The organism is Flectobacillus sp. BAB-3569, from assembly GCF_002270355.1.
GTDB classification, from domain to species: domain Bacteria; phylum Bacteroidota; class Bacteroidia; order Cytophagales; family Spirosomataceae; genus Flectobacillus; species Flectobacillus roseus.
In genome coordinates, this window is the sequence record NZ_NJFZ01000003.1 from 192,728 (window position 1) to 216,925 (window position 24,198).

The window sequence follows — 24,198 nt, forward strand, 5'->3', positions numbered from 1 at the left end:
TTTTTTGTTACAAAAGATTTTTACTTTTTCTGATATTGCTCAATAATTCGATAAATTGCTTTTTGAGTTTCTAAATTTTTGAAATATTCGAACATGATTTCATGACCATCAAAATTGAGAATCAATCCTGTTTCCAAGTAATTAAAAGCCTCTCTATATTTTCCTGCCTTAATCAAATAAATCGAAGCGCGATAATACAATTCGGATTCTTCTGGTAATTCGTCGATAGCACTCAACATCAAGTTGGCAGCATCGTCATAATTTCCTTGTTCATGGTTCAATACCGACCATTTAATCCACGCTTCTGTATTTTGAGGGTCTAACTCAGCCGCTTTTTGATAGGCTTCTAAAGCCGAAACCAAACTGCCCAAATTGGCCTCAGCATCGGCTAATGCGAGCCAGTAATAGGTATTGTGTTTATTGAGTTCAAGGGCTTTTCTAAGAAAATGAATGGCTTCAAACCATTTCTTTTTCTCACACAAACAAATACCTACGCCAAAGTAACCATCATCCCAAAGTGGGTCTAATTTGATGGCGTCCTTGTAATAATGCATTGCCTCATCAAAGCGCTCTTGGCGCTCGATACTTGCTCCTAAACAACAATATACTTCTGGACTTTTATCTTCATGCTCTAAACAATAGCGATAACATTCTTCTGCCTTAGTCCAATTCGTCAAATTCATGTAGGCATTTCCTAAATTGAAATAAGCCGAAGCAAAATCGTCTTGAATAGCCACGGCATATTCATAGGCATTAGCTGCCTCTTCAAATCGTCCTAATTTAGAATAGGCAATACCGATATTATACCAAGCATTTTGTGAATAAGGATCATTGTCGATAAAACTTTCGTAGTAAGGAAGACTTTCTTCTAGCTTACCCGTTATCTCCAAGCTATTGGCCAGCTCATACAGGGCATTTTCATTGTTGGGGTTTACTTCAATTGCCTGTTTGAAAGCCGCTACCGCATTGTGATGACGCTCCCAACTTTGGTATGCTAAGCCAATATGGTAATACACCTCATCTTTATCTTCAGCGTTTTCGAGGGTTTCAGTCAAGGTTGCAATAGCCGCTTGATAGTCGCCTTTGAGGCTGTAAATGGTTCCTTTTAAAAAAGTAATATCGTTGTCAGATGGATTAAACAACTCGGCACGAGCCAAAATTTCTAGTGCTTCATCATACTCACCAAGGCTGGAACTGAGTTCGGCTTTGCATAGCATCAACTCAACCGAATAAGGATACTGCTCAAGTGCGATTTCGCAAGCTTGAGAAGCCTCTTCGAATTTTCCTTCCTCCATATAATGCTCTACAATTTGCTCAAAAGTATCTAAGTCGAAAAAAGAGCTCTCGGCACGTTTTAACATAGATTCAAAACGTTTTACCGATTGGAGAACATCTTCATGACGGTCTTCAAAGTCTTGTTCCATAATGGTTATAATTGGATAAGATACAATTAATACGAGGTGAAATAACGTTTTTGATTCTTACAATGCCTAATAGCTAGAAATTATAAGAAGTTATTAATAGGGGAACAATCTTCCACAATTATTTTTTACAAAACGACTATTGCTAAGATAAGATTTTATTTTGAAAATTGCAAACGAGAATCTTCCCGAAAACCTGTCTGGATTAGCTCGAATTAGTTTTGTATTTTTCTAATATGTATCTGTGTTCTATTGTTCAGTCTCGATACTTAATTGATTGAATGAAAGTTGATTAGTTTATCAAGAATGGCAAGAGTAATCCGTCTTATTTACGCCTTATCTAACAAGCGTCGGTGATAATTGATTTGACCGAGATGATAGGTAAGGTGAGTAGTAAGATGTGTTAATAAATAGCCTGTTGATGTTTTTTGTTCGAAAACTAATTGAGGATATATTTCCTCTAAAGCCTCTTCTGGTAAATTATTGAGACTTTCTTTGATTACATCGAGTGTATCACTGATTTTGTTGACAAGTTCTTTTTTTGATAAACCTTTTTGAGAAAACTCTAAAGGTCTATTTCTGATATACCCCGTTTTGCCAATTTCAGCGCCAATATAGGTATTCAGATTTCCTACTAAATGAAGTACTAAGTTTCCTGCTGAATTATTAATTTCAGGAACAATCGCCCAAATGTTCTCTTCTTGCGAATATTGTACAATTTCGGCTTTAAGTTTTTGTAAATCTCGTTCAAACAGCTGTATTAAAATAGGAATTACATTCATGGTTCGGGGGCTAAATCAAATAAAAATAGAGTTTATAAAATGATGGTTCGTGTTAGTAATTGAATGGAAAAACGATAGCGCCTCTCTATTATTTAAGCTTGTTTTTTTAACAAATTTTGCGAAACTCGGGTAATTGTCTCATCAAAACTTCTGAAATTAAAATTCAATTGTTTTTTGATTTTGGCATTATCAAAATAGAAATTAAACTTGGACGAACGTGCAGTTTCTTTGGTCAGGATAGGAGTACTTCCAGTTAGCCAACTTCTCAGAGCCTCTACTCGCCAAAGTATTTCAGAAATGGTATTTGATACCGCCTTGGTTGGCGCTTTTTTTCCTAATGATTGGGATACTTTCTCGAAGAAGTTTTGAAAAGAAATCGTACCAGCGTTCAGAACAAACCTTTCGCCCACAATATCAGATGTTACAAGCTGATAGACACATTCAGAAAGGTCAAGGATGTCTACATAGTTGAGGCTTCCTTTGGGATAATAAGTAGGTTCGCTGTTGGCATATTTGAATAGCTGGGTCGAACTTTTATTCCAATCTGCTTCTCCCAGAATTACCGATGGATTGACAATTACTGCATTAAGCCCTTCGGCTACGCCTCGCCATACTTCCATTTCTGCCAAATACTTACTTTTAGCATAATTGGAATTGAGCGGATCTTCTTCCCAAGTAGATTTTTCATTAAGGGTTACTTGTTGGCCCTCAACATATTCTTGGGGTAATTTTCTGCCAAGTGCGGCTACAGAACTAATGAAGCAAACTTTTCGAATACCCGCGTCCAAACAAGCATTAACGACATTGGCAGTCCCCTCGATGTTGACTTTATTCATCAGCTCGGCATCTTTGGGCGCAAAGGAAACAACCGCAGCAGCATGGATAACAATGTCGATACCTACCAAGGCTTTTTCCAATGACAAAACATCTAGCACATCGCCCTCAAGCCAATGGATTTGAGATTGAATATCAGTCACTAGAGACAAATCACTGTTGGCACGACGAAACCCCGCGACTTGATGTCCTTTGTCCAAAAAATGTTTGGCAACAAAGCTTCCGACTAATCCTGTTATACCTGTTATTAATACCATACTGTAAAGATAACTATAGAGTTTTTTCCAGACAAAGAACACGAAGTTTTTCGGTGAAAGTTCGTTTGTAGGAGAAGAATCGTGTTTCTTTGTAATTCACTCAAGGTGAGAAATTAGCGATAGCAAATATGAGAAAAGCAATTATTGATTTAGGAACGAATACTTTCCAACTCTTGGTAGTTGAACAAGAGGGGCAAGATTTTCAAATTATACATGAAGATAGTTATGCTGCCAAAATTGGACAAGGCGGTATTTCGAAAGGTATTATTACTCAAGAAGGAATAGCTAGAGCTATTGTAGGATTAAATTATTTTAAGACCATTTTAGAAAAAGAGGATGTGTCACTAGCAAATGTAAAAGCTATGGCAACCAGCGCGGTACGGAATGCTTCAAATGGTCAAGAATTTTGTGAAAAAATTGTTGAAGCCACAGGTATCAGTATCCAAGTTATTTCGGGTGATGAAGAAGCAGGGTTGATTTATGAGGGAGTGAAGCTAGGGACGCAAATCGGACGAACACCGTCGATGATTATTGATATTGGTGGAGGAAGTGTCGAGTTTATCATTTGTGATGCAACAAAGGTTTTTTGGAAACAAAGTTTTGAGATAGGCGGTCAACGATTGATGGATCAATTTATGAGTACTGACCCTATTTCGCCTCGTTCAGTAGGTTTGATGCGAGATTATTTGGAAGATGCTCTTTTGCCGTTGACCAATGCCGTACACCAATATGCTCCTGAATGTATTATTGGCTCGGCAGGTTCGTTTGAGACTTTAGTGGATATGTATTGGCATAAGCTTCATGGAGAATGGCCGCCAAGAGAACAAGTAAGTTTTGATTTACCGATAAGTTCTTTCAAAGAATCTTTTTTGGCCTTAGTCTCGCAAGATAGAGAAAAGCGAATGCAAATTCCTGGGATGATAGAGTTACGTGTAGATATGATTGTAGTTGGGGTTTGTTTGATAGATTTTATCCTGAAAAGATATGATATTGAGCAAATTAAGGTATCGACTTATGCTTTGAAGGAGGGTGTATTAGCGAAGTTATTGAATCAATAAGGTAGTGAGCAAAGTAAAAATAATTTTACTCGCTTTAAGCTCTAGGCTTTATGCGGTAGGCTAAAAGTTAAATAGTATTTATCACGAAGTAATAGCAACTTTTGCTTAACGCCTACAGCTTACTGCCTACAGCGTAATAATGCAATTTTATTTTGCACTATTACTTAAGTATTAGTGCTGAATTATGAGTTGTGAATTGTGAATGTAAAATTTTTAATTATCAGCATCTTACATCTTCTGTTGATTAAATATTATTTTGCACTAATACTTAATTTTCCAAAAACTACTGACATAATGCCTTTACACGAAATTCAAGTGACTAAAACCGCCCGTTATTACACCATTGGCGAGTGGTCGGAAAAAACACGTAAAGTGATTTTCGTACTACATGGTTACGGACAGTTAGGAGAGTTTTTTATCCAAAAGTTTAAAGAATTAGCATCAGAAAATACTTTAATTGTTGCGCCTGAGGCATTATCAAGGTTCTACCTTAATGGATTTTCGGGTAGGGTAGGAGCAACTTGGATGACCAAAGAGTCGAGAGATACCGAAATTTTGGATTACCTCAATTACCTCAATAAATTGTTGGATACCATATTGTTGGATTTGAATCCTTTCGATGTAGAGATGGAATTGTTGGGTTTTTCTCAGGGTTGTGCTACTGCTGCAAGATGGTTTGAAGTACAATCAGAAGCATTTCAAAGATTAATTCTTTGGGCAGGGTATTTTTCGGAAGGCATATCAGAGGTAGTGAGTCCTTCCCATTTTGCAGATAAACCTCTGGTGTATGTGTATGGGAAAAAAGATGAAATTTTGGAGCAAGCAAATTTTGATGATTTTCTAAAGTCGTTGAAACAAGCTGTTCCTTCCATCGAAATTATTGAATTTGAAGGAGGACATCAGATCAATACGAAGGTGCTGAAACAAATTTTTTGAGTCGGTGCTTCATTTTTATCAAACGGTAAAAAGAAAGTCGTTTTTCTATGCTACTTTAGTAAAATGAAGTTTTTGGATAAGTATAATAACTACTTTAAACTCATACCCTACAGTACAGCAACTGGCTTTTTTTTGACTTAGTTATATCATATTACTTAAATTTTTTCGTTAAACTTGTTGAAAATTTAGTTCGTACAAGTAACAACTCGTGCGACAATCGCAATAATTTGCAATTAAGGTAACTCAATAATTAATCAATTTCCTACAAATCAAATTAGCCGTATTTTTCAATTATAAAAATACGCTTTTACCTGTAAAAACTTATGACTACTCTTCTAAGTATCTTATTACAGACAACTACTTTTGAACCCGACACAACATCTACTACGGTAACGACTGTTACCAAGGTTGGAGAGGATCTAAACTTATTTGGCCTTTTAGAAAAAGGTGGATGGGTTATGATTCCTATTTTTGTATTGTTTTTTATTGCTCTTTTCTTGTTTGTCGAGAGATACAGATATATCAGTAAAACGTCTAGATTGGACAATACATTTTTATTTTCAATCAAGGAAATGCTTTTTGCAGGTAACATCCAAGGTGCTATCAACTATTGCAAGACCTCTCCATTCCCAATTGCTCGTTTATTAGAAAAAGGCTTAAATCGTATTGGGTCACCTATGCGCGATATCGAAAATGCCATCGAAAACTCAGCACGTGTAGAGATTTATAACATGGAGAAAAACTTGGGTATCTTATCAGCAATTGCCAAAATTGCCCCAATGTTTGGTTTCTTGGGTACTGTTTCGGGTATGATTCGTACATTCCACAACATTTCGGTAGCCAATAAAATTGACATCAGTACTATCGCAAGTGGTATTTATGAAAAAATGGTAACTTCAGCAACAGGTTTGATGGTAGGTATCATTGCGTACTTCTTCTATACGATTTTGACAACAATGATTGATCGTACAGTAAACAAAATGGAAGTTACTGCGATCGACTTTTTGGATATTCTTCACAAACCAGCCTCTAAATAATAGAGTTCTTTAATTTGAAGTAAATATGAACATTAGAAAAAGAGCTAGAGAACAATCAGAAGTAGAAACTGGAGCCTTAGCGGATATCCTATTCTTCTTGATGATGTTTTTCTTGATGATATCAACCTTGGCAAGCCCAGATGCTATTAAGCTGCTTTTGCCAGAATCAAGCTCAGCAGAACAAACGGCTACCAAAGAAAACATTCGTTTGACTGTAGATGAGAATGATAATTATTTTGTAGATGATAATCCCGTACAAGCCGATCAATTGGAAGCTTACTTGGCTGAACAAGCCAAAGCTAAAAATTCGGAAACGGTAGTTTTACGTATTTCAAAAGACCGTACTGTACAGGAGTTAGCAAAAATTTACGACGTGGTGGCCAAATTGAATTTGGCGCTGGTAATGGCCACAGAAAAGCAATAAGGGTAAATACTCAAAAAAATAGCCGTTACGAAAGTGACGGCTATTTTTTTGCCTTGAGAATATCTATTAATTTCACAGTGCTAAGAAGTTGTTGGAGTAGAAGCCCTGAGGGGCTTACTACCATTTAATGATAAAAATCTGTAAAGAAAAAATATACGTATGTTTTTAATGGGAGATTGGGAGATTCTTTGGAATCATATTGTACATGACGAAGATATAATCAAACTGCTTGCTTCTACTTTTGTAGGAGCGATCATTGGAGGCGAACGCGAGTATCATAGTAAATCTGCAGGTTTGCGAACATTTACTTTGATAGCGGTTGGTTCTACCATTTTTACCATTCTTTCTGAAAAAGTAGGAATGGGGGCCTCTCCTGATAGGATTTCGGCCAATATTGTTACTGGTGTAGGCTTTTTAGGTGCTGGGATCATCTTCAAAGTAGATGATCGAGTAAAAGGGCTTACTACAGCCGCTATTATCTGGGTTACTGCTGCCCTAGGAATGGCAATTGGCGATGGACATATTTTACTTTCCTTTTTTGGTGCCATTATGGTATTTATGATTTTGCAGTTCTTTTTTATTTTAGAAAGGTGGATTCATAAATATGGTGAAACTCGAAATTACAAAATTGTTATCAAGAAAGGCGATGAGGGCTTTTTGAAAATGGATGACATTTTTAGGCAGTTTAATATGCAAGCCAAAAAAGGCAAGCAAATTTATCGAGAAGATACTATAACTTGCTATTGGTCGGTAAGAGGCAAAACGTCTCGACATGAGCGCCTTGCGAAAAAACTGATACTCGAACCCCATGTAATTGAATTAGAGTTTTAGAAAAATCGACTTGATTTTTGTGGAATCCAACAGTCGACCTTATAAAGCCTTAATTTCCTGGTGCTTGTGATAATTTTAGCGATTCTAATATATCGTAATTCGAATAAAGGATGATAAAAATATTTTTTAAAAAGACCTGTTAGTGTGTTGTAAAAGTGAATTATTTTCTGGTTCACAAACTTATTGAGACGTGTTTTGTTGTATATTTATAATGAATAACTTTTCGATTAGATTATTTTATCATCATTGTAGATAAATAACCAATCATCATGCGCTCCTAAGTATCCTCGATTTGATGAACTCCTTTGTTATAAGTTAGTGGGTAAAATTAAATAATTTTTACCCGCAATAGGCATTAAGCTATTTGCAGTATGCTGAAATTAATAGGCGTTTCTAATGAAATCATGATTATTTTTTTGCTAAATGCCTACGGCTTACAGCCTTCGTAAGTAATCGTGCAGAGTTGAGTTGAACGAATTAATGAGATGAAATTTCAGTAATCATAATTTTACACGCAATACTCATCGCTCAGAATTCAGCACTCATGCTTAATGTGGTTCTATTTATCCTATCATTTATGCAAACCTTACTTAATCAAGTCGGTTGATATTATGATTTTTCCAAAAATACCAGAAAACGAAACAGAAAGACTAGATACCCTAAAGGCGTATAAAATACTAGATACGCTTCCAGAAAAGGATTTTGATGATATCGTAAGAATAGCTTCTCAAATATGTCAAACCCCTATTTCTACAATTACTATTGTCGATGAAAATCGTCAGTGGTTTAAAGCTAAAAATGGGATAGACGGAGATGGCGGTCCGCGCGAACTATCCTTTTGTGCTCATGCGATTGTACAGCCCGATCGTCCTTTTATTATCGAAGATGCACGACAAGACGAACGTTTTTCAGATAACCCGCTGACGATAGGTTCTCCTTATGTGGTTTTTTATGCAGGAATACCGCTTGTCGCAGAAAATGGGCATGCTTTGGGTACTTTGTGCGTGATAGATAGTAGTCCCCGCTCACTCAAGGAAGAGCAAGTGGTTGCACTCAAGGCGCTTGCATCACAGGCAATGGGGCAGTTGGAGCTCCGTAAAAAGACCTTCGAGTTGATGGAAACCAAGGAAAGTTTGGAGCTCAAAAACTTTGCTTTGACCGAAGCTAAAGACAATTTGGAGGTTGCCTTGAAAGCTAAATCTACCTTTTTGTCGATGATGAGCCATGAAATACGCTCGCCTTTGCATGCGATTTTAGGTAACATCAACCTGCTTTTGGAAGAATCCCCCAGACCAGACCAAGAAGACCCTCTCAATGTATTAAGGTTTACAGGGGAAACATTATTGTCAATCATCAACGATATTTTAGACTTTAGTAAGCTAGAAGCAGGAAAGGTACAACTCGAAAATATTAGTTTTAATGTTCGAGATTTGGTGAAAAATATTGCAAGTATCAACTTGCATCGAGCCAAAGATCAAGGCAATAAAATACTGATTGAGATTGCAGACAATGTGCCTAATTATGTGGGTGGCGACCCTATAAGACTGGTACAGGTGATCAATAATCTTGTGTCTAATGCAGTAAAGTTTACAAAAATGGCACGATTACCATAAGAGTTACCTTGAAGGAACAACTCGAAACGGATAATATTCTTACCATAGAAGTCATCGATACTGGGATAGGAATTCCTCAAGAAGCCGTAAATCAGATTTTTGAAGAATTTGTTCAAGCATCCAATAAAACTACCCGTCAGTTTGGGGGGACAGGTTTGGGGTTGGCCATTATTCGTAAAATACTTCAACTGTTTGGCACTCGTATTTTTGTTGAAAGTGAAGTTGGTAAAGGCTCTACTTTTAAATTTGATTTGACTGTAGGACAGGTGCAGCAGGAGGTCGTAAAGAAAGATACAGTTGCGAACTTTAACTTTGAAGGTTTCAATGTCATGGCGATAGATGACAACGAAATTAACCTCATTATCATTAATAGAAGTTTACAAAAGAAAGGTATTTCGGTAAAAACCTTTAATAATGGCATTGATGCTTTAGAATCTTTGAAAGCGGGCACACATTATGATTTGATCATAGTTGATTTACAAATGCCAGAAATGAGTGGATTCGAGTTTGCAGAGGAAGTGAGGAAATTTTCGGAGATACCTATTATCGCTAGCTCTGCCGACAACAATACAGAAACCATAGAACAGGCTCTTGGTACAGGGATGAATGATTATTTATTGAAGCCCCACACGCCACAAGATTTATACATTTTGCTTGCTCAACATTTGAGTTATATCACAGAAGAATAAAAATAGGTCAGCGAGGAATATCCTGCTGACCTTTATTATTTATAGGAAAATTGGGAGTTACTGGTTTGCGTGGCTTTATTTTAAAAAGCCTTTGAAAAAGTTTACATGCAATTTCTCCAAACGGTCTGCATGAACTTTCATTCGCTCAGAGAATTTGCTATAATCTTTCAATTCCTTCTTTGTCCATGCTACCTCCGACAGGGCTGATGCACGAGGGAAAACCATGTATTCAACATAGTCGCTGGTTTGCATATATTCTGTCCAAACGTTTGCTTGTACACCGATAATATGCTTTTGTTGTTCTGGCGAAAGTTCGGTTGGCGTTGGTTCGTACGAATAGATTTTTTCTAAAGTAGTAAACCCACCAATTGCTAAAGGCTCAGTTTTAGGATCAGCTTGGTAGTGATCCAAATACACATACCCACCTGGCGTCATGATGGCATCGTGGTTTTCTTTAGCCGCTGCAATACCACCTTCAGTACCTCTCCAAGACATTACGATTGCATTTGGCGAAAGACCACCTTCCAAAATTTCATCCCAACCAATCATTTTACGACCTTTTGAGGTAATAAATTTATCGATACGACGGATAAAATAACTTTGTAAGCCATGTTCATCACCCAAGTTTTCACGCTTGATAATTTCTTGGCAAAAACGACTTTCTTTCCATTGTTTCTTAGGGCATTCGTCACCACCGATATGGATATATTCACTTGGGAAAAGCTCCATTACCTCTGTCAAAACATTTTCCAAAAACTGGAATGTTTCTTCTCTTGGACAAAGTACATCTTCATATACACCCCAGTCAGTGGCGGTTTGATAGATTTTATCAGGATTACAACCAAATTCAGGATAAGCTGCCAATACTGCTTGAGAGTGCCCTGGCATTTCGATTTCTGGAATTACATTGACAAATTTTGCTTTAGCATACGCTACCACTTCTTTTACTTCGTCTTGCGTGTAATATCCACCATAAGGTTTGCCATCAAATTTCTTTGAATAAGCTCTACCTACAACAGTTTGCGCGCGTTTCGAGGCGATTTCCGCCAATTTTGGATAGCGCTTAATTTCAATTCTCCAGCCTTGATCTTCTGTCAAGTGCCAGTGGAAATTGTTCAATTTGTGTAAAGCAATCAAATCAATATATTTTTTGATAAAGCTTACAGGGAAAAAGTGACGACCCACATCCAAATGCAAACCTCTATACGAATAACGAGGAGCATCAGCAATGGAACAGTTAGGAACCGACCAAGTTATGCCCGTAGATTTTTCTTTACTAAAAATTTGATTCGGAAGTAATTGTAACAAACTTTGTAAAGCATAAAAAGCGCCTTTTCCTGTGCTGGCTGCAATGCTTACTTGCTTGCTACTTACATTAAGCGTATAACCTTCCTCTGCTAGTTGGTCATTTTTTACAAACTGAATACTGTTGCTTACGGCTTTACTATTTGAGCTAACTACCTTAGGTGTTGTGCCCATTGTAGCACCCAGTTGGTCAGCCAACATAGACGCCACTTGTTTGAAAGCTGGGTCATTAGTACTTACTACGATACTTGTATTTCCTTTTACAACGAACTGACCTTTCTGAGGTGTGACAGTTTGAGGTAAAGGAACAATATTATATTGATTTTGCGCAGAACTCATAAATACTACGCAAGCACAAATAAGGGTTAATAGTTTTTTCATAAAAAATTGGTTTGATAAAGACGATTCAAAGGTAGGTGAAAAAACTCCAAGGTGTATAACTAAAAAAGAATATTTTTAAATTTTTTTAATATATAGGTAATATATTTCTTATTATCTTTAATATATTACTGATAGCAAATATTTCAAGATATGAATCTGATTTATAAACTCTTAAGACTTAAGGTTTGGTCGTGGTTATGTGGTGTCGCAATCATCATATTGTGTGCAATGCCTGGGGCAAAAATCCCACAGGTATTCAACTTTTATGACAAATTGCAGCATTTATTAGCATTTGGAGTATGGACTTTTTTAGTTGTATATGCTTATAAATCTGAAAAAGGAGGTTTTTTCGCAGGAGTATTGTTTGGTATAGGGATAGAGATAATGCAATATTGTTTACCTAAATCATTTCATCGTTCTTTTGATTTAATCGATGTCGTCGCAGATTCATTAGGAGCTTTGGTCGGTATTGGCTTCTTATGGGTTTTGAAAAAGATTTTTAAAATAGAGATAGAATAATAAATATGTGTAATATATTACTTGATAAAAGATTGTGTTATGTGAGGACGTTATGAATTGTAGCAAGAAATATTTATCATTTTGAGTTTGAAAATATCGTTAGAAAAGGCAAACCTTTTCTGAATTTTGGAAGAAATAGCAGAACCTATAGTGGCTTTTGTTTTATTATGTATCAAAAAAGCGGTCGAAAAACAATTTTCGACCGCTTTTTTGATACATAGTCCTTGATGTAGGTTGCAAATCATTGTGCCTCTACAGCAAGAATATAGATTTTTATATAATCACTCATGCACTCAATCACAATTCACTAGATTATCTAGCCTATCACGACTGGCCCTGCTTGATTGATTCCAGAAACGTAACAATCAGAATCGATACCTACCTTTGAAAAACCTTCTTGCATGGCTTTACCAACTTTTTGAGCCGTGTCAAAATCTTTTGACAACGCAAACATCGAAGGTCCAGAGCCAGAAATAGAACAACCAAGTGCTTCATTTTCAAGTGCAGCGTTTTTGACAATGTCAAATTGTGGTATCAAAATCGCACGAACAGGTTCAATGATTACATCAACTAATGAGCGAGAAATCAAATCATAATCAGGAAGCATCAGACCTGCTACCAAACCTGCTACATTGCCCATTTGAGTAATCGTCTTTTTCAAAGAAATTTCACGTTTCAATATATTACGTGCATCCTTGGTATTTACCTCAATATGTGGGTGAACAATCGTCGCATATAGCTCCTTGGGCGTGCGAAGTTGAATTATATCCAGTGGGTCGTAGCTACGAATTACCGTAAATCCACCCATCAAGCTTGGACCAACATTGTCGGCATGAGCCGAACCACAAGCAATAAATTCACCTTCCATCGCAAAAGGTAATAGGTCTTTTTGTGCCAACGGACGACCTAATAACTCATTTGCTGCAAATACACCAGCCACCGAAGAAGCTGCCGAAGAGCCTAACCCCGAACCTAGTGGCATCAATTTTTTCAAGTCCATTTCAAAACCCTGCGATTCAGCACCGATAGCTTCTAAGAACTTGATAATGGCAATACCAGCCGTATTTTTACTTGCATCCAATGGCAAACGACCTTCGTCACCTTCAATTTTATTGATTTTTACGCCTTTTAAATCAGTTTTGCGCAATATTAGCTCATCGCCAGGATTGTCAACAGCAAAGCCAAATATATCAAAACCACAAGCCACATTGGCAACTGTAGCAGGGGCGAATACTTTTATTGAATCATTCATGGTTTATGTAAAATCTTAACTCGCTAATACGAGTGAAATAATATTTTCAAGCCACACTGAAAAGCGTGGACAATATTCAATGATTGTTTCTAAGCCTGTCAATTCAGCAATATCAATACCATCGACAATTTTATTATATTTTTTGCCTGATGCAGCAAAAATCCTTTCGAGTCTTTTGGATGGGAAGTTGTCAGGGTTGGTATTTATATCTTCAATGCTTGTATAACCGCTTTTAAGGTCTATTATCTTATTCTTTATTTCCTCATCTTCCAAGTCAAATCCTTCGGATGGGTTTGCAAATAGAAGGGTTTCAAATTCGTGTCTGAGAATATTAGGTATAAAGTTTGGGTATGGTTTTATAGAGTTGACATAATTTTTTAATGACTCTTCCATACAACTTATACGTTGTTCGGTATTGTTATGCTTAATACAACGTAAATAATTTGGTAGTTTTTGCTCACTATTGATACCTGAATGATCTATCATCGTAGTAATAATAGGTTCGTTTTGGTAATGTAATAAAGGCTCGATAGTATTGCCAAAATGTGTGATATTATTGAACCCATGACCTCCTCCTTTCATTGAAATAATGACGGATTGGATATGAGTGGAAATACCTCGCTGATAGAGATAAGGAATTAATAATCTATCAACAAATTCTTTTTCTGTTTCTCCTTCTACGACAAAGTATAAATCTTTCATGGTGTACCTCCGATAACATTTTTATGCCATAAGTTTCCTAAGGTGTAGTTTTTAAGCCAATTTTGAAGAGATGAACTTTCAAGTCTTTTAAATGCTGAATCTGTTTGATTTCTATCTACAATAATAACGTCTTCAGGGGCAAAGTTATCAACCAAATCTGTCGATTGTGTAGATACAATCACCTGACTTTGAGCAGAGGCTTTTTTGATGAGTCCTGCTAGCTTATTTATAGCGAAAGGATGTAATCCCAACTCTGGTTCATCTATAATAATAGTTTTTGGTAAATTTGGTTGCAATAGCAATGTCGCCAATGTCATAAATCGTAATGTGCCATCTGATAAGTGCATAGCAAAAAAAGTCATATCTGACCCTTTTTGTTTCCAAGCTAACTGAATTTGGTCATTGCGGATTTTGTCTGGTTGTAAATCAAAACCTTCAAAATATGGGGCAACTGTTCGGATTACATTTTCAATTTTTCGAAAATCTCTAGGAGACGTTTCTTGTAAATAAAATAAATATGCAGCCAAATTCCCTCCATCTTCTCTCAGGACTCTATTGTCATTAATACTTCCTTTTTGCTTGATTTTCGCTGTTTTACTAGTGTCATGAAAGTGAAAAACCCTGAAAGATGACATATAGGTGTTGACATACCGATAACGAGCACCTTCTGTATATTTTAGCTTACTTTCTAAATAACCTTTTCCTAAAGCAACCTCGTCCCAAGAAGGGAAACCATGATGGAATTGAGTACTCTCATGCTGAAAGTATAAGCTTCCTTGTTGATTGGTAGCGAGTGTAAACAGATAGGCATTCGTACTATCAAACTCAATTCGTCCAAACAGCTTTTCTGTGTATTTTAGTCCTAAATGAAGAATATTTTCGGCACCAGCTTCTTCGGCTACGTAGTTTTGTAAATCTTGATGATAGAGTTGATAGAGCAACTTAAAGAAGTTGATAAAATTACTTTTACCTGCTCCATTTGCTCCAATTAAGATATTGATAGAAGATAGTTTTAAGTCCATTTTTTGAATGGATTTAAAACCTTGTATTTCGATGCGATTTATCATAGTAAAACCTATTACGCCAAATAGCTTCCTATAGCAACAATATCGGCAAATACCCCCGAAGCGGTTACTTCTGCGCCTGCGCCTGGTCCTTTGATGACCAATGGACGGTCGTGGTAGCGTTTGGTGGTAAATGAAATTACGTTATCGGCGCCATCCATCATATAAAATGGATGCGTTTTGTCGATACTTTTTACCCCAATCGTAATTTTATTGTCTTCGAGTGTTGCGATAAAACGAAGTACTTCGCCTTTAGCTTCGGCTTCGTCAACCATTGTTTCAAAATAACTATTGGATACTTCCAGTTCGTTGAAAAAATCCTCTACAGTTGGGGCTTTTTCACAGTTTTCTGGTAATAATTTCAAAATGGTTACGTCCTCAGGTTCCAATCTTAGCCCGATTTCACGACCTAAAATCAAAATCTTACGTGCCACGTCCATACCACTCAAATCTTCGCGTGGGTCTGGCTCAGTGTAACCTTTTACTTTGGCTTCACGAACGATGTCGGCAAATTTGACACCTTTTTTGAAGTTGTTAAAAATATAAGATAGGGTACCCGAAAGTACTCCTTCAATTTTCTCAAATCTATCGCCCGAAGCAATCAAACCTTGCAAAGTGTTGATCACAGGTAAGCCTGCACCTACGTTGGTTTCGTACAAGAATTTGACGCCTTTTTTCAAGACTGTTCTATGCAACAACGCATAGTCTTCATATCGACCAGAGTTGGCTACCTTGTTTGGCGTTACGACTGAGATATTCGATTCAAACAAACCAAGGTAATAATTATGGATATTCTTGTCGGCTGTACAATCAGCAAATACAGAGTTAGGTAAATTCAAACGTTTGGCCTCTTCTACAAAAGCCCAAAGTTCAGCGGGTTTACCCATAGCATCCAAGGTCTCTTGCCACGAATCCATCGAAATACCATCGCTTGTCACGAGCATTTTTCTGGAATTCATTACACCGACTAGATTTACTTTCAAACCACGGTATTTTGACAAATAATTAGCTTGTCCTTTCAATTGGTTTAAAAGCGCTTTTCCTATCAAACCTGTACCCACCAAGAATAAGTTGAGCGTTTTGACTTGAGAGAAAAAGAAAGTGTCATGAATAACATTGAGGGCTTTTGAAATATCTTTTTTCTCGATAACTACCGAAATATTCAACTCAGAAGAACCTTGTGCGGTAGCCACGATATTGATACCATTTTTACCTAATACCGAGAACAATTTACCGCTCACCCCCGTATGATGACGCATACCTTCACCAACTACGGCAATAACAGATAGATTTTCCTGAATATCTACTCCTTCAATGTCTCCTAAAGCGATTTCGCTTGCAAATTCTGTTTCCAAAATTTGACGTACTTCTTGAGAATATTGTGGGTCAATGGCAAAACAAATCGAGTGCTCAGACGAAGCCTGAGAAATCAATACCACCGAGATTTTATGTTTGGCAAGAATCGTGAATAACTTTCCTGAAACCCCAGCCACACCAATCATACCCGAACCCTGAAGGTTGACCAAGGCTAAGTTATCAATCGAACTAATACCTGTAATGATATACTCGCTTGGCTCTGCTTGGCGACTTACAACTGTGCCAATAAAGCTAGGGTTGAAGGTATTGAGTACACGAATTGGTATATTTCTGGCAAATGCTGGTTGCAAAGATGGTGGATAAATCACCTTAGCCCCAAAGTGCGTCAGTTCCATTGCCTCCGAGTACGTAATTGTTGGAATCGTAAAGGCATTTTTTACCTTACGAGGGTCGGCGGTCATCATACCGTCTACGTCGGTCCAAATTTCGATTTCCTCAGAATTGAGTGCAGCACCAAATATAGAACCTGTATAGTCAGAGCCACCACGTCCTAAAGTCGTAGTTTCGCCTTTGTCAGTCGAACCAATAAAACCTGTAATTAATTGTAATGATTTGGTTTTGGCAAAATGTTCTTGAATCAGACTATTAGTCGTGTCAAAATCCACCTCTGCCATGCCGAAAGTATCATTAGTACGAATGACTTTGCGTGCGTCTAAAAACTGACAATCAACGCCTTGTGCATGAAGGATTTCGTAAATGAGAGTAGTCGAAAGACGTTCACCAAAACTTACGATTAAATCAGCTGTTCGAGAAGAAATCTCACGAATCAACGACACCCCTTTCAATAAATCCTCAAGTTCGTTGATAATCGTTCGGATATTAGCAAATACTTTTGATTGAGCTTTTACATCGATCAGCGCTCTAACTACATTAAAATGACGCTCTTCGATCGTTTTTACAAGGTCAAAATAACTTAAATCACTTACTGCGGCTCTTTTACCCGTTTCGATAAGCTGATTGGTTACTCCACCCATTGCCGAAAATACAACGGCGATTTTTTCTCCTTTTACAAGGTTTCCCTTGATGATGCTTAGAACTGATTGAATACTTTCAACGGTTCCGCATGACGTTCCTCCGAATTTTAATACTTTCATATTTTGGTAAAGATGCTGCTCGATAAGTTGGTGTAAAAGCCTCTTAAAAAGCACGCTTCTGCTTTACAACAGCAGTTTAAATGTTTATAATGGAGTACAAATATAGATAAAGCCTTGATATGATTTGACCTTTCGGAAAGCTTTTCCAAGAATAATCTTTGGGGATTTTAGGGGGCAAATAGAATATTTTTCCTGCTAAATAGTAAAATAACGGTATAAATAAATGATTAAATCTTATGCCTAACTAAAATATTTTGCTTTATGCCTGTTTAGGAAGTTAATTTCTGGAAACCTCAACGCGTAAAAATTTGTTTTATAAATATAGAATTTGGAACAGTCCGATGTGTCGGTGTTCAATTTTACCTTTTTTAAAACCTTCAACTAGCTCTAAAACACGCATGCTCGGATACCGCTTTTCTGAATTTGTTCCACAAGAACAAGAAGATGGGAAAAAAGCCAAATTCGACCAATTGTTAGATATCTTTAATCAATTGGTCACCATGACCTCGGGCGATGTCTCGGAGGCACTGGCTTGGCTTACCCAACTCGACAAACAATACAACCTTACTGATGACTCTTACGGTATTGCCGATTTTATCGAAGACCTCAAAGAAAAAGGATACATCCGTGAAGAAAAGGATGAAAATGGGCAACAAGCTCAAGTTCTTTCGGCTAAAGGCGAACAGAGTATTCGAAAACAATCATTAGATGAAATTTTCGGAAAACTTAAAAAAACAGGCAATTCGGGTAATCACCGCACACCTTACCAAGGTACTGGCGACGAAATGAATACCGATCGTCGGGAATTTCAATTTGGAGATTCTTTGGAGCAAATCGCCATGACCGAGTCTATCCGAAATGCACAAATCAATAATGGTTTCGAGAACTTTATGTTGACAGAGAATGACCTCGAAATCATGGATAAGGAATACAAAGCTCAAACCTCTACGGTGTTGATGATTGATATTTCCCACTCTATGATTTTGTACGGTGAGGATAGAATTACGCCTGCCAAAAAGGTAGCCATGGCGCTTTCAGAGCTCATTATGACCAAATACCCCAAAGATACCCTCGATGTAATCGTATTTGGAAATGACGCTTGGCAGATTCAGGTAAAGGATTTACCTTACCTTGAAGTGGGTCCTTATCATACCAATACCGTCGCTGGTTTGGAGTTGGCTATGGATTTGTTGCGCAGGAGAAAAAACAAAAACAAACAGATTTTTATGATTACAGATGGAAAACCTACTTGTTTAAAAGAAGGTATTCGGTATTATAAAAATAGTTTTGGTTTGGATAAAAAGATTCTGAACAAAACCCTCACCCTCGCTGCTCAATGCCGTAGATTGAAAATTCCTGTTACAACTTTTATGATTGCTCGTGACCAATATCTCAAAGAGTTTGTTCAGGAGTTTACCAAAACCAATAATGGTCGTGCCTATTATTCTTCTTTAAAGGGGCTGGGTGAATTCATTTTTGAAGACTATCAAAGAAATCGAAGAAAGGATGTCAGATAAAAAGCCCCTGCTCGAAAGCAGAGGCTTGCTAGGTCGAGATTAAGCAGAAAGGAGCTTCATTTTGAATTTTAGATAAAGAGGTTATTACCTTTCAAAATTACCGAATGTTAAGTATCGCCGCACTTAAATGTATGTGAACGGCAGAATTAGATAAATAAGTGGTCGAATTATGGCGGAAATCCTTTTGAAATCGATTGAAAATTCGCCTATATCCCAAAATCAAAAATAATTTATGTCTTACAAAAATCTTTCAGCAACCCAATTACTCGCTATCAAAACTCTTGGCGAATTAAAAAATGCAGGTTATCAGGCAAAATCTATCAAGCAAGAGTTGCGTGATAACTTGATTCAAAAAATTAAAAATAAAGAAAAAGTATTTGATGGGATTTGGGGGTATGAGGATACTGTGATTCCAGATATCGAACGTGCGATTCTTTCGCAACATCATATCAACTTATTAGGTTTGCGTGGACAAGCCAAAACTCGTATTGCTCGTTTAATGGTAAATCTTTTAGACGAATATGTGCCAGTGGTAGAAGGTTCTGAACTTAATGACGATCCTTTGCAACCGCTATCACGTTTTGCCAAAGATGTTATAGCTGAAAAAGGAGATGATACTCCTATCTCATGGTTGCATCGTGACGACCGTTACACAGAAAAATTAGCCACTCCAGACGTATCTGTTGCTGACCTCATCGGTGATGCCGACCCGATTAAAGCTGCAACCCTCAAACTACCTTATTCTGACGAGCGTGTTATCCACTTTGGTTTGATTCCTCGCTCGCATCGTGGTATCTTTGTAATTAACGAATTGCCTGATTTACAGGCTCGTATTCAAGTTTCTTTGTTTAATATTCTACAAGAAGGGGATATTCAGATTCGTGGATTCAAATTGCGTTTGCCTTTGGATATCCAGTTTGTGTTTACAGCCAACCCTGAGGATTATACCAACCGTGGTTCTATTGTAACGCCACTCAAAGACCGTATTGATTCTCAGATTGTTACGCATTATCCAAAGACTTTAGAAATCGGAAAACGTATTACCTTGCAAGAAGCAAACATCAAACCTGAGCAAGAACAATTGGTGACCACCAATGCCTTAGTGGAGGATTTGATTGAACAAATTGCTTTTGAAGCTCGTCAATCAGAGTACGTAGATGCCAAATCTGGTGTATCGGCAAGGATGACTATTTCGGCATATGAAAACCTTATTTCTGCTGCCGAGCGTCGTGCTTTATTGAATGGGGAAGAAAAAACCTATGTACGTGTTGCCGATTTAGTTGGCGTGATTCCTGCGGTTTGTGGCAAGGTTGAGTTAGTGTATGAAGGCGAGGTAGAAGGTCCTGTCATTGTGGCTCAAAACTTGGTTGGCAAAGCCATCCGTACGCAGTTTTTGAACTTCTTCCCAGACCCAGAAAAAATCAAAAAGTTGGCGAAAGACAAAGCTGGTAAAAACCCATACAAACCAATTATCGACTGGTTTATGGATGGCAACATTATTGATATTTTCAACGATAGTTCTGATGCTGACTATTCATCAAGATTGAGAACTATTGATGGCTTGGATGAACTGGTAGAAAAAATATATCCAACATTTGAAGGTCGTGAAAAATTATTTATGATGGAGTTTGTATTGCACGGACTTTCAGAATTCTCAATGATTTCAAAGAAAACGCTTGACCAAGGTCTTCAATTCAAGGACTTAACAGATTCGTTGTTTGATTTGGATAACTTCAAATTTGAAGACGAAGAATAGTATTTAGTGATTTTTGATTGAGTGTATGAATGATTGTTTTTCTATGTTTTATCAGTAGAAACGCAATGTCTTACCTTAAAAATCAAACACTAGTTCGAGACAAAGTCTCGAACTAGTGTTTGATTACAGTTTGTAAACTGTTTTAAAAAAATAAGTCCAAGACAAAGTCTTGAACTAGGAAATTTATAAAAATCACTCACCCACTCAATTATGCCTTCGGATGCGCCTGCTCATATATTTTTTTCAATTTTTCCATCGAATTGTGGGTATATACCTGCGTGGCAGCTAAGGAAGTATGTCCCATTAAATCTTTAATAGCAGTCAAATCGGCGCCATTATTCAACAAATGGGTGGCATAAGAGTGACGCAATACGTGAGGTGATTTTTTCGTTAAGCTTGTTACAAGTGAAAGATATTTTTTGACAATTCGCTGAATCATCACAGGATAACCTTGTTCGCCTTTATTGCTTACAATCAACAAATGATGTTGAAAACCTTCTCTATCTCTTATCTCAATATATTCCTTTATTTGCGCAGAGAGATTGGCATGAATAGGCACAATTCTTTCCTTATTTCTTTTACCTAAAACCTTAATGGTATGTTGGTAAAAATCAATGTCTTTTACTTCCAACTCAATAAGTTCTGACAAACGAATACCCGAGCCATAGAGCAATTCCATGATGAGTTTGTCACGGACACCCTCAAAATCTTCTGGAAACTCCACCTTGTCCAACAACATTTCCATCTCGCTTTCTCTTACAAACGTAGGAATATTCTTGGCTGTTTTCATTGCCACGACCTTGCGCATAGGGTCTTGGTCGATGATTTTCTTGAAAAGTAAAAATTTATAAAAACTGCGAAGCGTAGCCACTTTTCGATTAATCGAGCGACTGTCGAGTTTGGCTTCCGAAAGAGATACCACCCACGAACGAATCATTTGGTGGTCGGCAAGTTGAGGATGATGAAAATCGTAAGTATTGGCAAGGTAATGACTAAACTGCGACATATCATTGCGATAAGCCGTGGTGGTGTGATCGCTACAACGTTTTTCGTGTTGTATGTAGGCTAAAAAAAATTGACTATCTCTGAATTCATGATTCTAAAGATAGTCAATTTTTTATGAATGCTGAACGGTTATCGGCTTAATTCGCGATTAAATGATAACATTATGAAATGAAATCAAACGTTAATTAAGACTCTAAGTTACCGTACATTTTTTGCTTGTATGAAGCACGAATTACTTCAGTACGACGCTCAACAGATGGCTTTTCGAATGCCATACGTCTACGAAGTTCTTTAACTACACCAGTTTTTTCGAATTTTTTCTTGAATCTTTTAAGAGCTTTGTCGATTGACTCGTTTTCTTTTACGTTGATAATCAGCATATTGTTTGTTTGTTTATTGCCTTAATAATAATTGAGGTGCAAAGATAAGTATTTCCAATTTGATTGTCAAGGGTTTTTATCAAACAAACCCACGCTTTTTCAGAACCCTTACGTAGTAGGTACTTAAATCGAGGCGCAAAAGAATACTTTCAATTCGGAAGTCTTTTCTCCGAAAGAATTCATAAATCAGCCTTATCTTTGTATGCTAGAATTTTCTCGATACACATAATAACTTCAAAAGGCAATAGCTAAAAACGAAAACGGGCTATTTTTTATATATGATTTCTGTAGATAACGTAACAGTAGAGTTTGGCGGTCGTGCGCTATTTGGTGATGTAACATTCAACGTCAACGAAAAAGATAAAATAGCCTTGATGGGCAAAAACGGAGCTGGTAAATCCACTTTGTTGAAAATTATTGCAGGTGTTGACAAGCCAACGCGTGGTAAAATCTCGAAGCCAGCCGATGCTGTTATCGCTTATTTGCCTCAGCATTTATTGACAGAAGACAACTCAACGGTATTTGAAGAAACTTCAAAGGCATTTTCTAATGTGTTGAGTATGAAAGCCGAAATCGACGAGCTCAATCACCAACTCGAAACGCGCACTGATTACGAATCTGATGAATACATGGCGATTATTGAGCGTGTTTCGGAAGTAAGTGAAAAATATTACTCTATCGAAGAAATCAACTATGATGCGGAGGTTGAAAAAATCTTGTTGGGTTTGGGATTCCTTCGTTCAGATTTTCAGCGCCAAACGAGTGAATTTAGTGGTGGCTGGCGTATGCGTATCGAATTGGCAAAAATTTTACTCCAAAATCCTGACTTGATTTTGCTAGATGAGCCAACCAACCACATGGACATCGAGTCGATACAATGGCTTGAGGACTTTTTGTTGAATAGCGCCAAAGCGGTAATCGTTATTTCTCACGATAGAGCGTTTGTTGATAATATCACCAACCGTACCATTGAGTTAACAATGGGTAAAATTTATGACTACAAGGTAAATTATACACAATACCAACAACTTCGTAAAGAGCGTTTGGAGCAACAACAAAAAGCGTTTAATGAACAGCAAAAAATGATTGCCGAAACGACAGAGTTTATCGAGCGTTTTAAAGGTACATATTCAAAAACTTTGCAAGTGCAGTCACGTGTGAAGATGTTAGAAAAATTGGATATTGTTCAGGTTGATGAAGTAGATACATCTGCTTTGAATCTAAAGTTTCCACCAGCGCCACGTTCGGGTAACTATCCTGTAATTGCAGAAGGCGTTGCCAAAAGCTATGATGATTATTTAGTTTTCAAAGACGTATCGATGACCATCGAAAGAGGCGAAAAAGTAGCTTTTGTAGGGAAAAACGGGGAAGGTAAATCTACTTTTGTTAAAGCAATTATGAACGAAATTCAGCACGAAGGTGATTTGAAAATTGGACATAACTCCATGATTGGATATTTTGCTCAGAACCAAGCAGCTTTATTGGATGGAGAATTATCAGTATTTCAAACGATTGATAATATTGCAGTAGGGGAGATTCGTACTAAAATCAAGGATATCCTCGGTGCGTTTATGTTTAGCGGCGATGCTATTGAGAAGAAAGTAAAAGTACTTTCAGGAGGAGAAAGAACTCGTTTGGCTATGATTAAGTTGTTATTGGAGCCAGTAAACTTGTTGATTCTGGATGAACCAACCAACCACCTTGACCTTAAGACCAAAGATATTTTGAAAGAAGCTCTCAAGGCATTTGAAGGTACAATTATCTTAATTTCTCACGACCGTGATTTCTTGGATGGTTTGGCCACCAAAGTTTTCGAATTTGGCAACAAACGTGTAAAAGAGCACTTAGAAGACATTAACGGTTTCTTGAGAAATAAGAAAATGGAGAACTTAAGAGACATTGAAAGAAAAGCGTAAGTAAAATATTAGGCATTCGGCTTTCAGCTATCGACATTCAGTAATAAG

At 37.2% G+C, this 24,198-nt stretch carries 21 protein-coding genes; 11 read left to right on the plus strand and 10 right to left on the minus strand.

Annotated features, from left to right (window positions below):
• Window positions 1–20: 20 nt before the first annotated feature.
• The 3 genes from BWI92_RS01585 to BWI92_RS01595 all read right to left on the minus strand — a co-directional run bounded on the left by BWI92_RS01585 (window position 21) and on the right by BWI92_RS01595 (window position 3,294).
• Window positions 21–1,424 (minus strand): tetratricopeptide repeat protein, encoded by a 1,404-nt coding sequence (locus tag BWI92_RS01585; protein ID WP_095160370.1) that lies wholly within the window; start codon window positions 1,422–1,424, stop codon window positions 21–23.
• 326 nt (window positions 1,425–1,750) lie between these two features.
• A complete protein-coding gene (locus tag BWI92_RS01590) occupies window positions 1,751–2,203 on the minus strand; it encodes a DinB family protein (RefSeq protein WP_095160371.1) in 453 nt (150 codons plus the stop codon).
• A 92-nt stretch (window positions 2,204–2,295) separates the two neighbouring features.
• Window positions 2,296–3,294, minus strand: a complete 999-nt coding sequence (locus BWI92_RS01595; protein WP_095160372.1) for an NAD-dependent epimerase/dehydratase family protein — start codon at window positions 3,292–3,294, stop codon at window positions 2,296–2,298.
• 128 nt (window positions 3,295–3,422) lie between these two features.
• Here BWI92_RS01595 and BWI92_RS01600 point away from each other — a divergent pair, with 128 nt between their 5' ends.
• The 7 genes from BWI92_RS01600 (at window position 3,423) to BWI92_RS01630 (ending at window position 9,882) form a co-directional block, all read left to right on the plus strand.
• Window positions 3,423–4,352 carry a phosphatase gene (locus BWI92_RS01600; protein ID WP_095160373.1) on the plus strand — a complete coding sequence of 310 codons (930 nt, stop codon included), beginning with the start codon at window positions 3,423–3,425 and terminating at the stop codon, window positions 4,350–4,352.
• A gap of 294 nt (window positions 4,353–4,646) precedes the next feature.
• Window positions 4,647–5,288: an alpha/beta hydrolase gene (locus BWI92_RS01605; RefSeq protein ID WP_095160374.1), complete on the plus strand. Its 642-nt coding sequence runs from the start codon at window positions 4,647–4,649 to the stop codon at window positions 5,286–5,288.
• 323 nt (window positions 5,289–5,611) lie between these two features.
• A complete protein-coding gene (locus tag BWI92_RS01610; protein ID WP_095160375.1) occupies window positions 5,612–6,325 on the plus strand; it encodes a MotA/TolQ/ExbB proton channel family protein in 714 nt (237 codons plus the stop codon).
• A 25-nt stretch (window positions 6,326–6,350) separates the two neighbouring features.
• A complete protein-coding gene (locus BWI92_RS01615) occupies window positions 6,351–6,749 on the plus strand; it encodes a biopolymer transporter ExbD (protein ID WP_095160376.1) in 399 nt (132 codons plus the stop codon).
• 159 nt (window positions 6,750–6,908) lie between these two features.
• Window positions 6,909–7,580: an MgtC/SapB family protein gene (locus tag BWI92_RS01620; protein WP_095160377.1), complete on the plus strand. Its 672-nt coding sequence runs from the start codon at window positions 6,909–6,911 to the stop codon at window positions 7,578–7,580.
• 611 nt (window positions 7,581–8,191) lie between these two features.
• Entirely contained in the window at window positions 8,192–9,193 is a 1,002-nt protein-coding gene (locus tag BWI92_RS01625; protein ID WP_176464333.1) for a GAF domain-containing protein, read from the plus strand.
• Between the two features lie 8 nt (window positions 9,194–9,201).
• Window positions 9,202–9,882 carry a response regulator gene (locus BWI92_RS01630; protein ID WP_095160379.1) on the plus strand — a complete coding sequence of 227 codons (681 nt, stop codon included), beginning with the start codon at window positions 9,202–9,204 and terminating at the stop codon, window positions 9,880–9,882.
• Window positions 9,883–9,957: 75 nt separating this feature from the next.
• Here the strand turns inward: BWI92_RS01630 and BWI92_RS01635 are convergent, their stop codons facing one another.
• Window positions 9,958–11,568, minus strand: coding sequence for a beta-N-acetylhexosaminidase (locus BWI92_RS01635; protein ID WP_095160380.1), 1,611 nt, complete (start codon window positions 11,566–11,568; stop codon window positions 9,958–9,960).
• Window positions 11,569–11,718: 150 nt separating this feature from the next.
• Here BWI92_RS01635 and BWI92_RS01640 point away from each other — a divergent pair, with 150 nt between their 5' ends.
• Window positions 11,719–12,087 carry a VanZ family protein gene (locus BWI92_RS01640; RefSeq protein WP_095160381.1) on the plus strand — a complete coding sequence of 123 codons (369 nt, stop codon included), beginning with the start codon at window positions 11,719–11,721 and terminating at the stop codon, window positions 12,085–12,087.
• 316 nt (window positions 12,088–12,403) lie between these two features.
• Here the strand turns inward: BWI92_RS01640 and BWI92_RS01650 are convergent, their stop codons facing one another.
• From BWI92_RS01650 to thrA, 4 genes are read right to left on the minus strand one after another with little or no spacing between them, the layout of a single operon-like run.
• Entirely contained in the window at window positions 12,404–13,339 is a 936-nt protein-coding gene (locus BWI92_RS01650) for a homoserine kinase (protein ID WP_095160383.1), read from the minus strand.
• A gap of 15 nt (window positions 13,340–13,354) precedes the next feature.
• Window positions 13,355–14,041 (minus strand): DUF4276 family protein, encoded by a 687-nt coding sequence (locus BWI92_RS01655; protein WP_095160384.1) that lies wholly within the window; start codon window positions 14,039–14,041, stop codon window positions 13,355–13,357.
• On the minus strand, window positions 14,038–15,108 hold the full coding sequence (locus BWI92_RS01660; RefSeq protein ID WP_095160385.1) for an AAA family ATPase: 1,071 nt from the start codon (window positions 15,106–15,108) through the stop codon (window positions 14,038–14,040). The genes BWI92_RS01655 and BWI92_RS01660 overlap by 4 nt, the downstream gene beginning before the upstream one ends.
• A gap of 11 nt (window positions 15,109–15,119) precedes the next feature.
• The gene (thrA, locus tag BWI92_RS01665; protein WP_095160386.1) at window positions 15,120–17,576 is read right to left on the minus strand and encodes a bifunctional aspartate kinase/homoserine dehydrogenase I; all 2,457 of its coding nucleotides are present in this window, start codon (window positions 17,574–17,576) and stop codon (window positions 15,120–15,122) included.
• Between the two features lie 398 nt (window positions 17,577–17,974).
• Here thrA and BWI92_RS01670 point away from each other — a divergent pair, with 398 nt between their 5' ends.
• Window positions 17,975–19,093 carry a VWA domain-containing protein gene (locus BWI92_RS01670; RefSeq protein ID WP_095160387.1) on the plus strand — a complete coding sequence of 373 codons (1,119 nt, stop codon included), beginning with the start codon at window positions 17,975–17,977 and terminating at the stop codon, window positions 19,091–19,093.
• A gap of 232 nt (window positions 19,094–19,325) precedes the next feature.
• Window positions 19,326–20,849 carry a sigma 54-interacting transcriptional regulator gene (locus tag BWI92_RS01675; protein WP_095160388.1) on the plus strand — a complete coding sequence of 508 codons (1,524 nt, stop codon included), beginning with the start codon at window positions 19,326–19,328 and terminating at the stop codon, window positions 20,847–20,849.
• 208 nt (window positions 20,850–21,057) lie between these two features.
• Here BWI92_RS01675 and BWI92_RS01680 read toward each other — a convergent pair whose 3' ends face one another.
• Window positions 21,058–21,909 (minus strand): tyrosine-type recombinase/integrase, encoded by an 852-nt coding sequence (locus BWI92_RS01680; protein WP_229362635.1) that lies wholly within the window; start codon window positions 21,907–21,909, stop codon window positions 21,058–21,060.
• Window positions 21,910–22,039: 130 nt separating this feature from the next.
• Window positions 22,040–22,234, minus strand: coding sequence for a 30S ribosomal protein S21 (gene rpsU, locus BWI92_RS01685; RefSeq protein ID WP_095160389.1), 195 nt, complete (start codon window positions 22,232–22,234; stop codon window positions 22,040–22,042).
• 278 nt (window positions 22,235–22,512) lie between these two features.
• Here rpsU and BWI92_RS01690 point away from each other — a divergent pair, with 278 nt between their 5' ends.
• Complete coding sequence (locus BWI92_RS01690; protein WP_095160390.1) at window positions 22,513–24,150, plus strand: ABC-F family ATP-binding cassette domain-containing protein; 1,638 nt, start codon at window positions 22,513–22,515, stop codon at window positions 24,148–24,150.
• Window positions 24,151–24,198 lie beyond the last annotated feature (48 nt).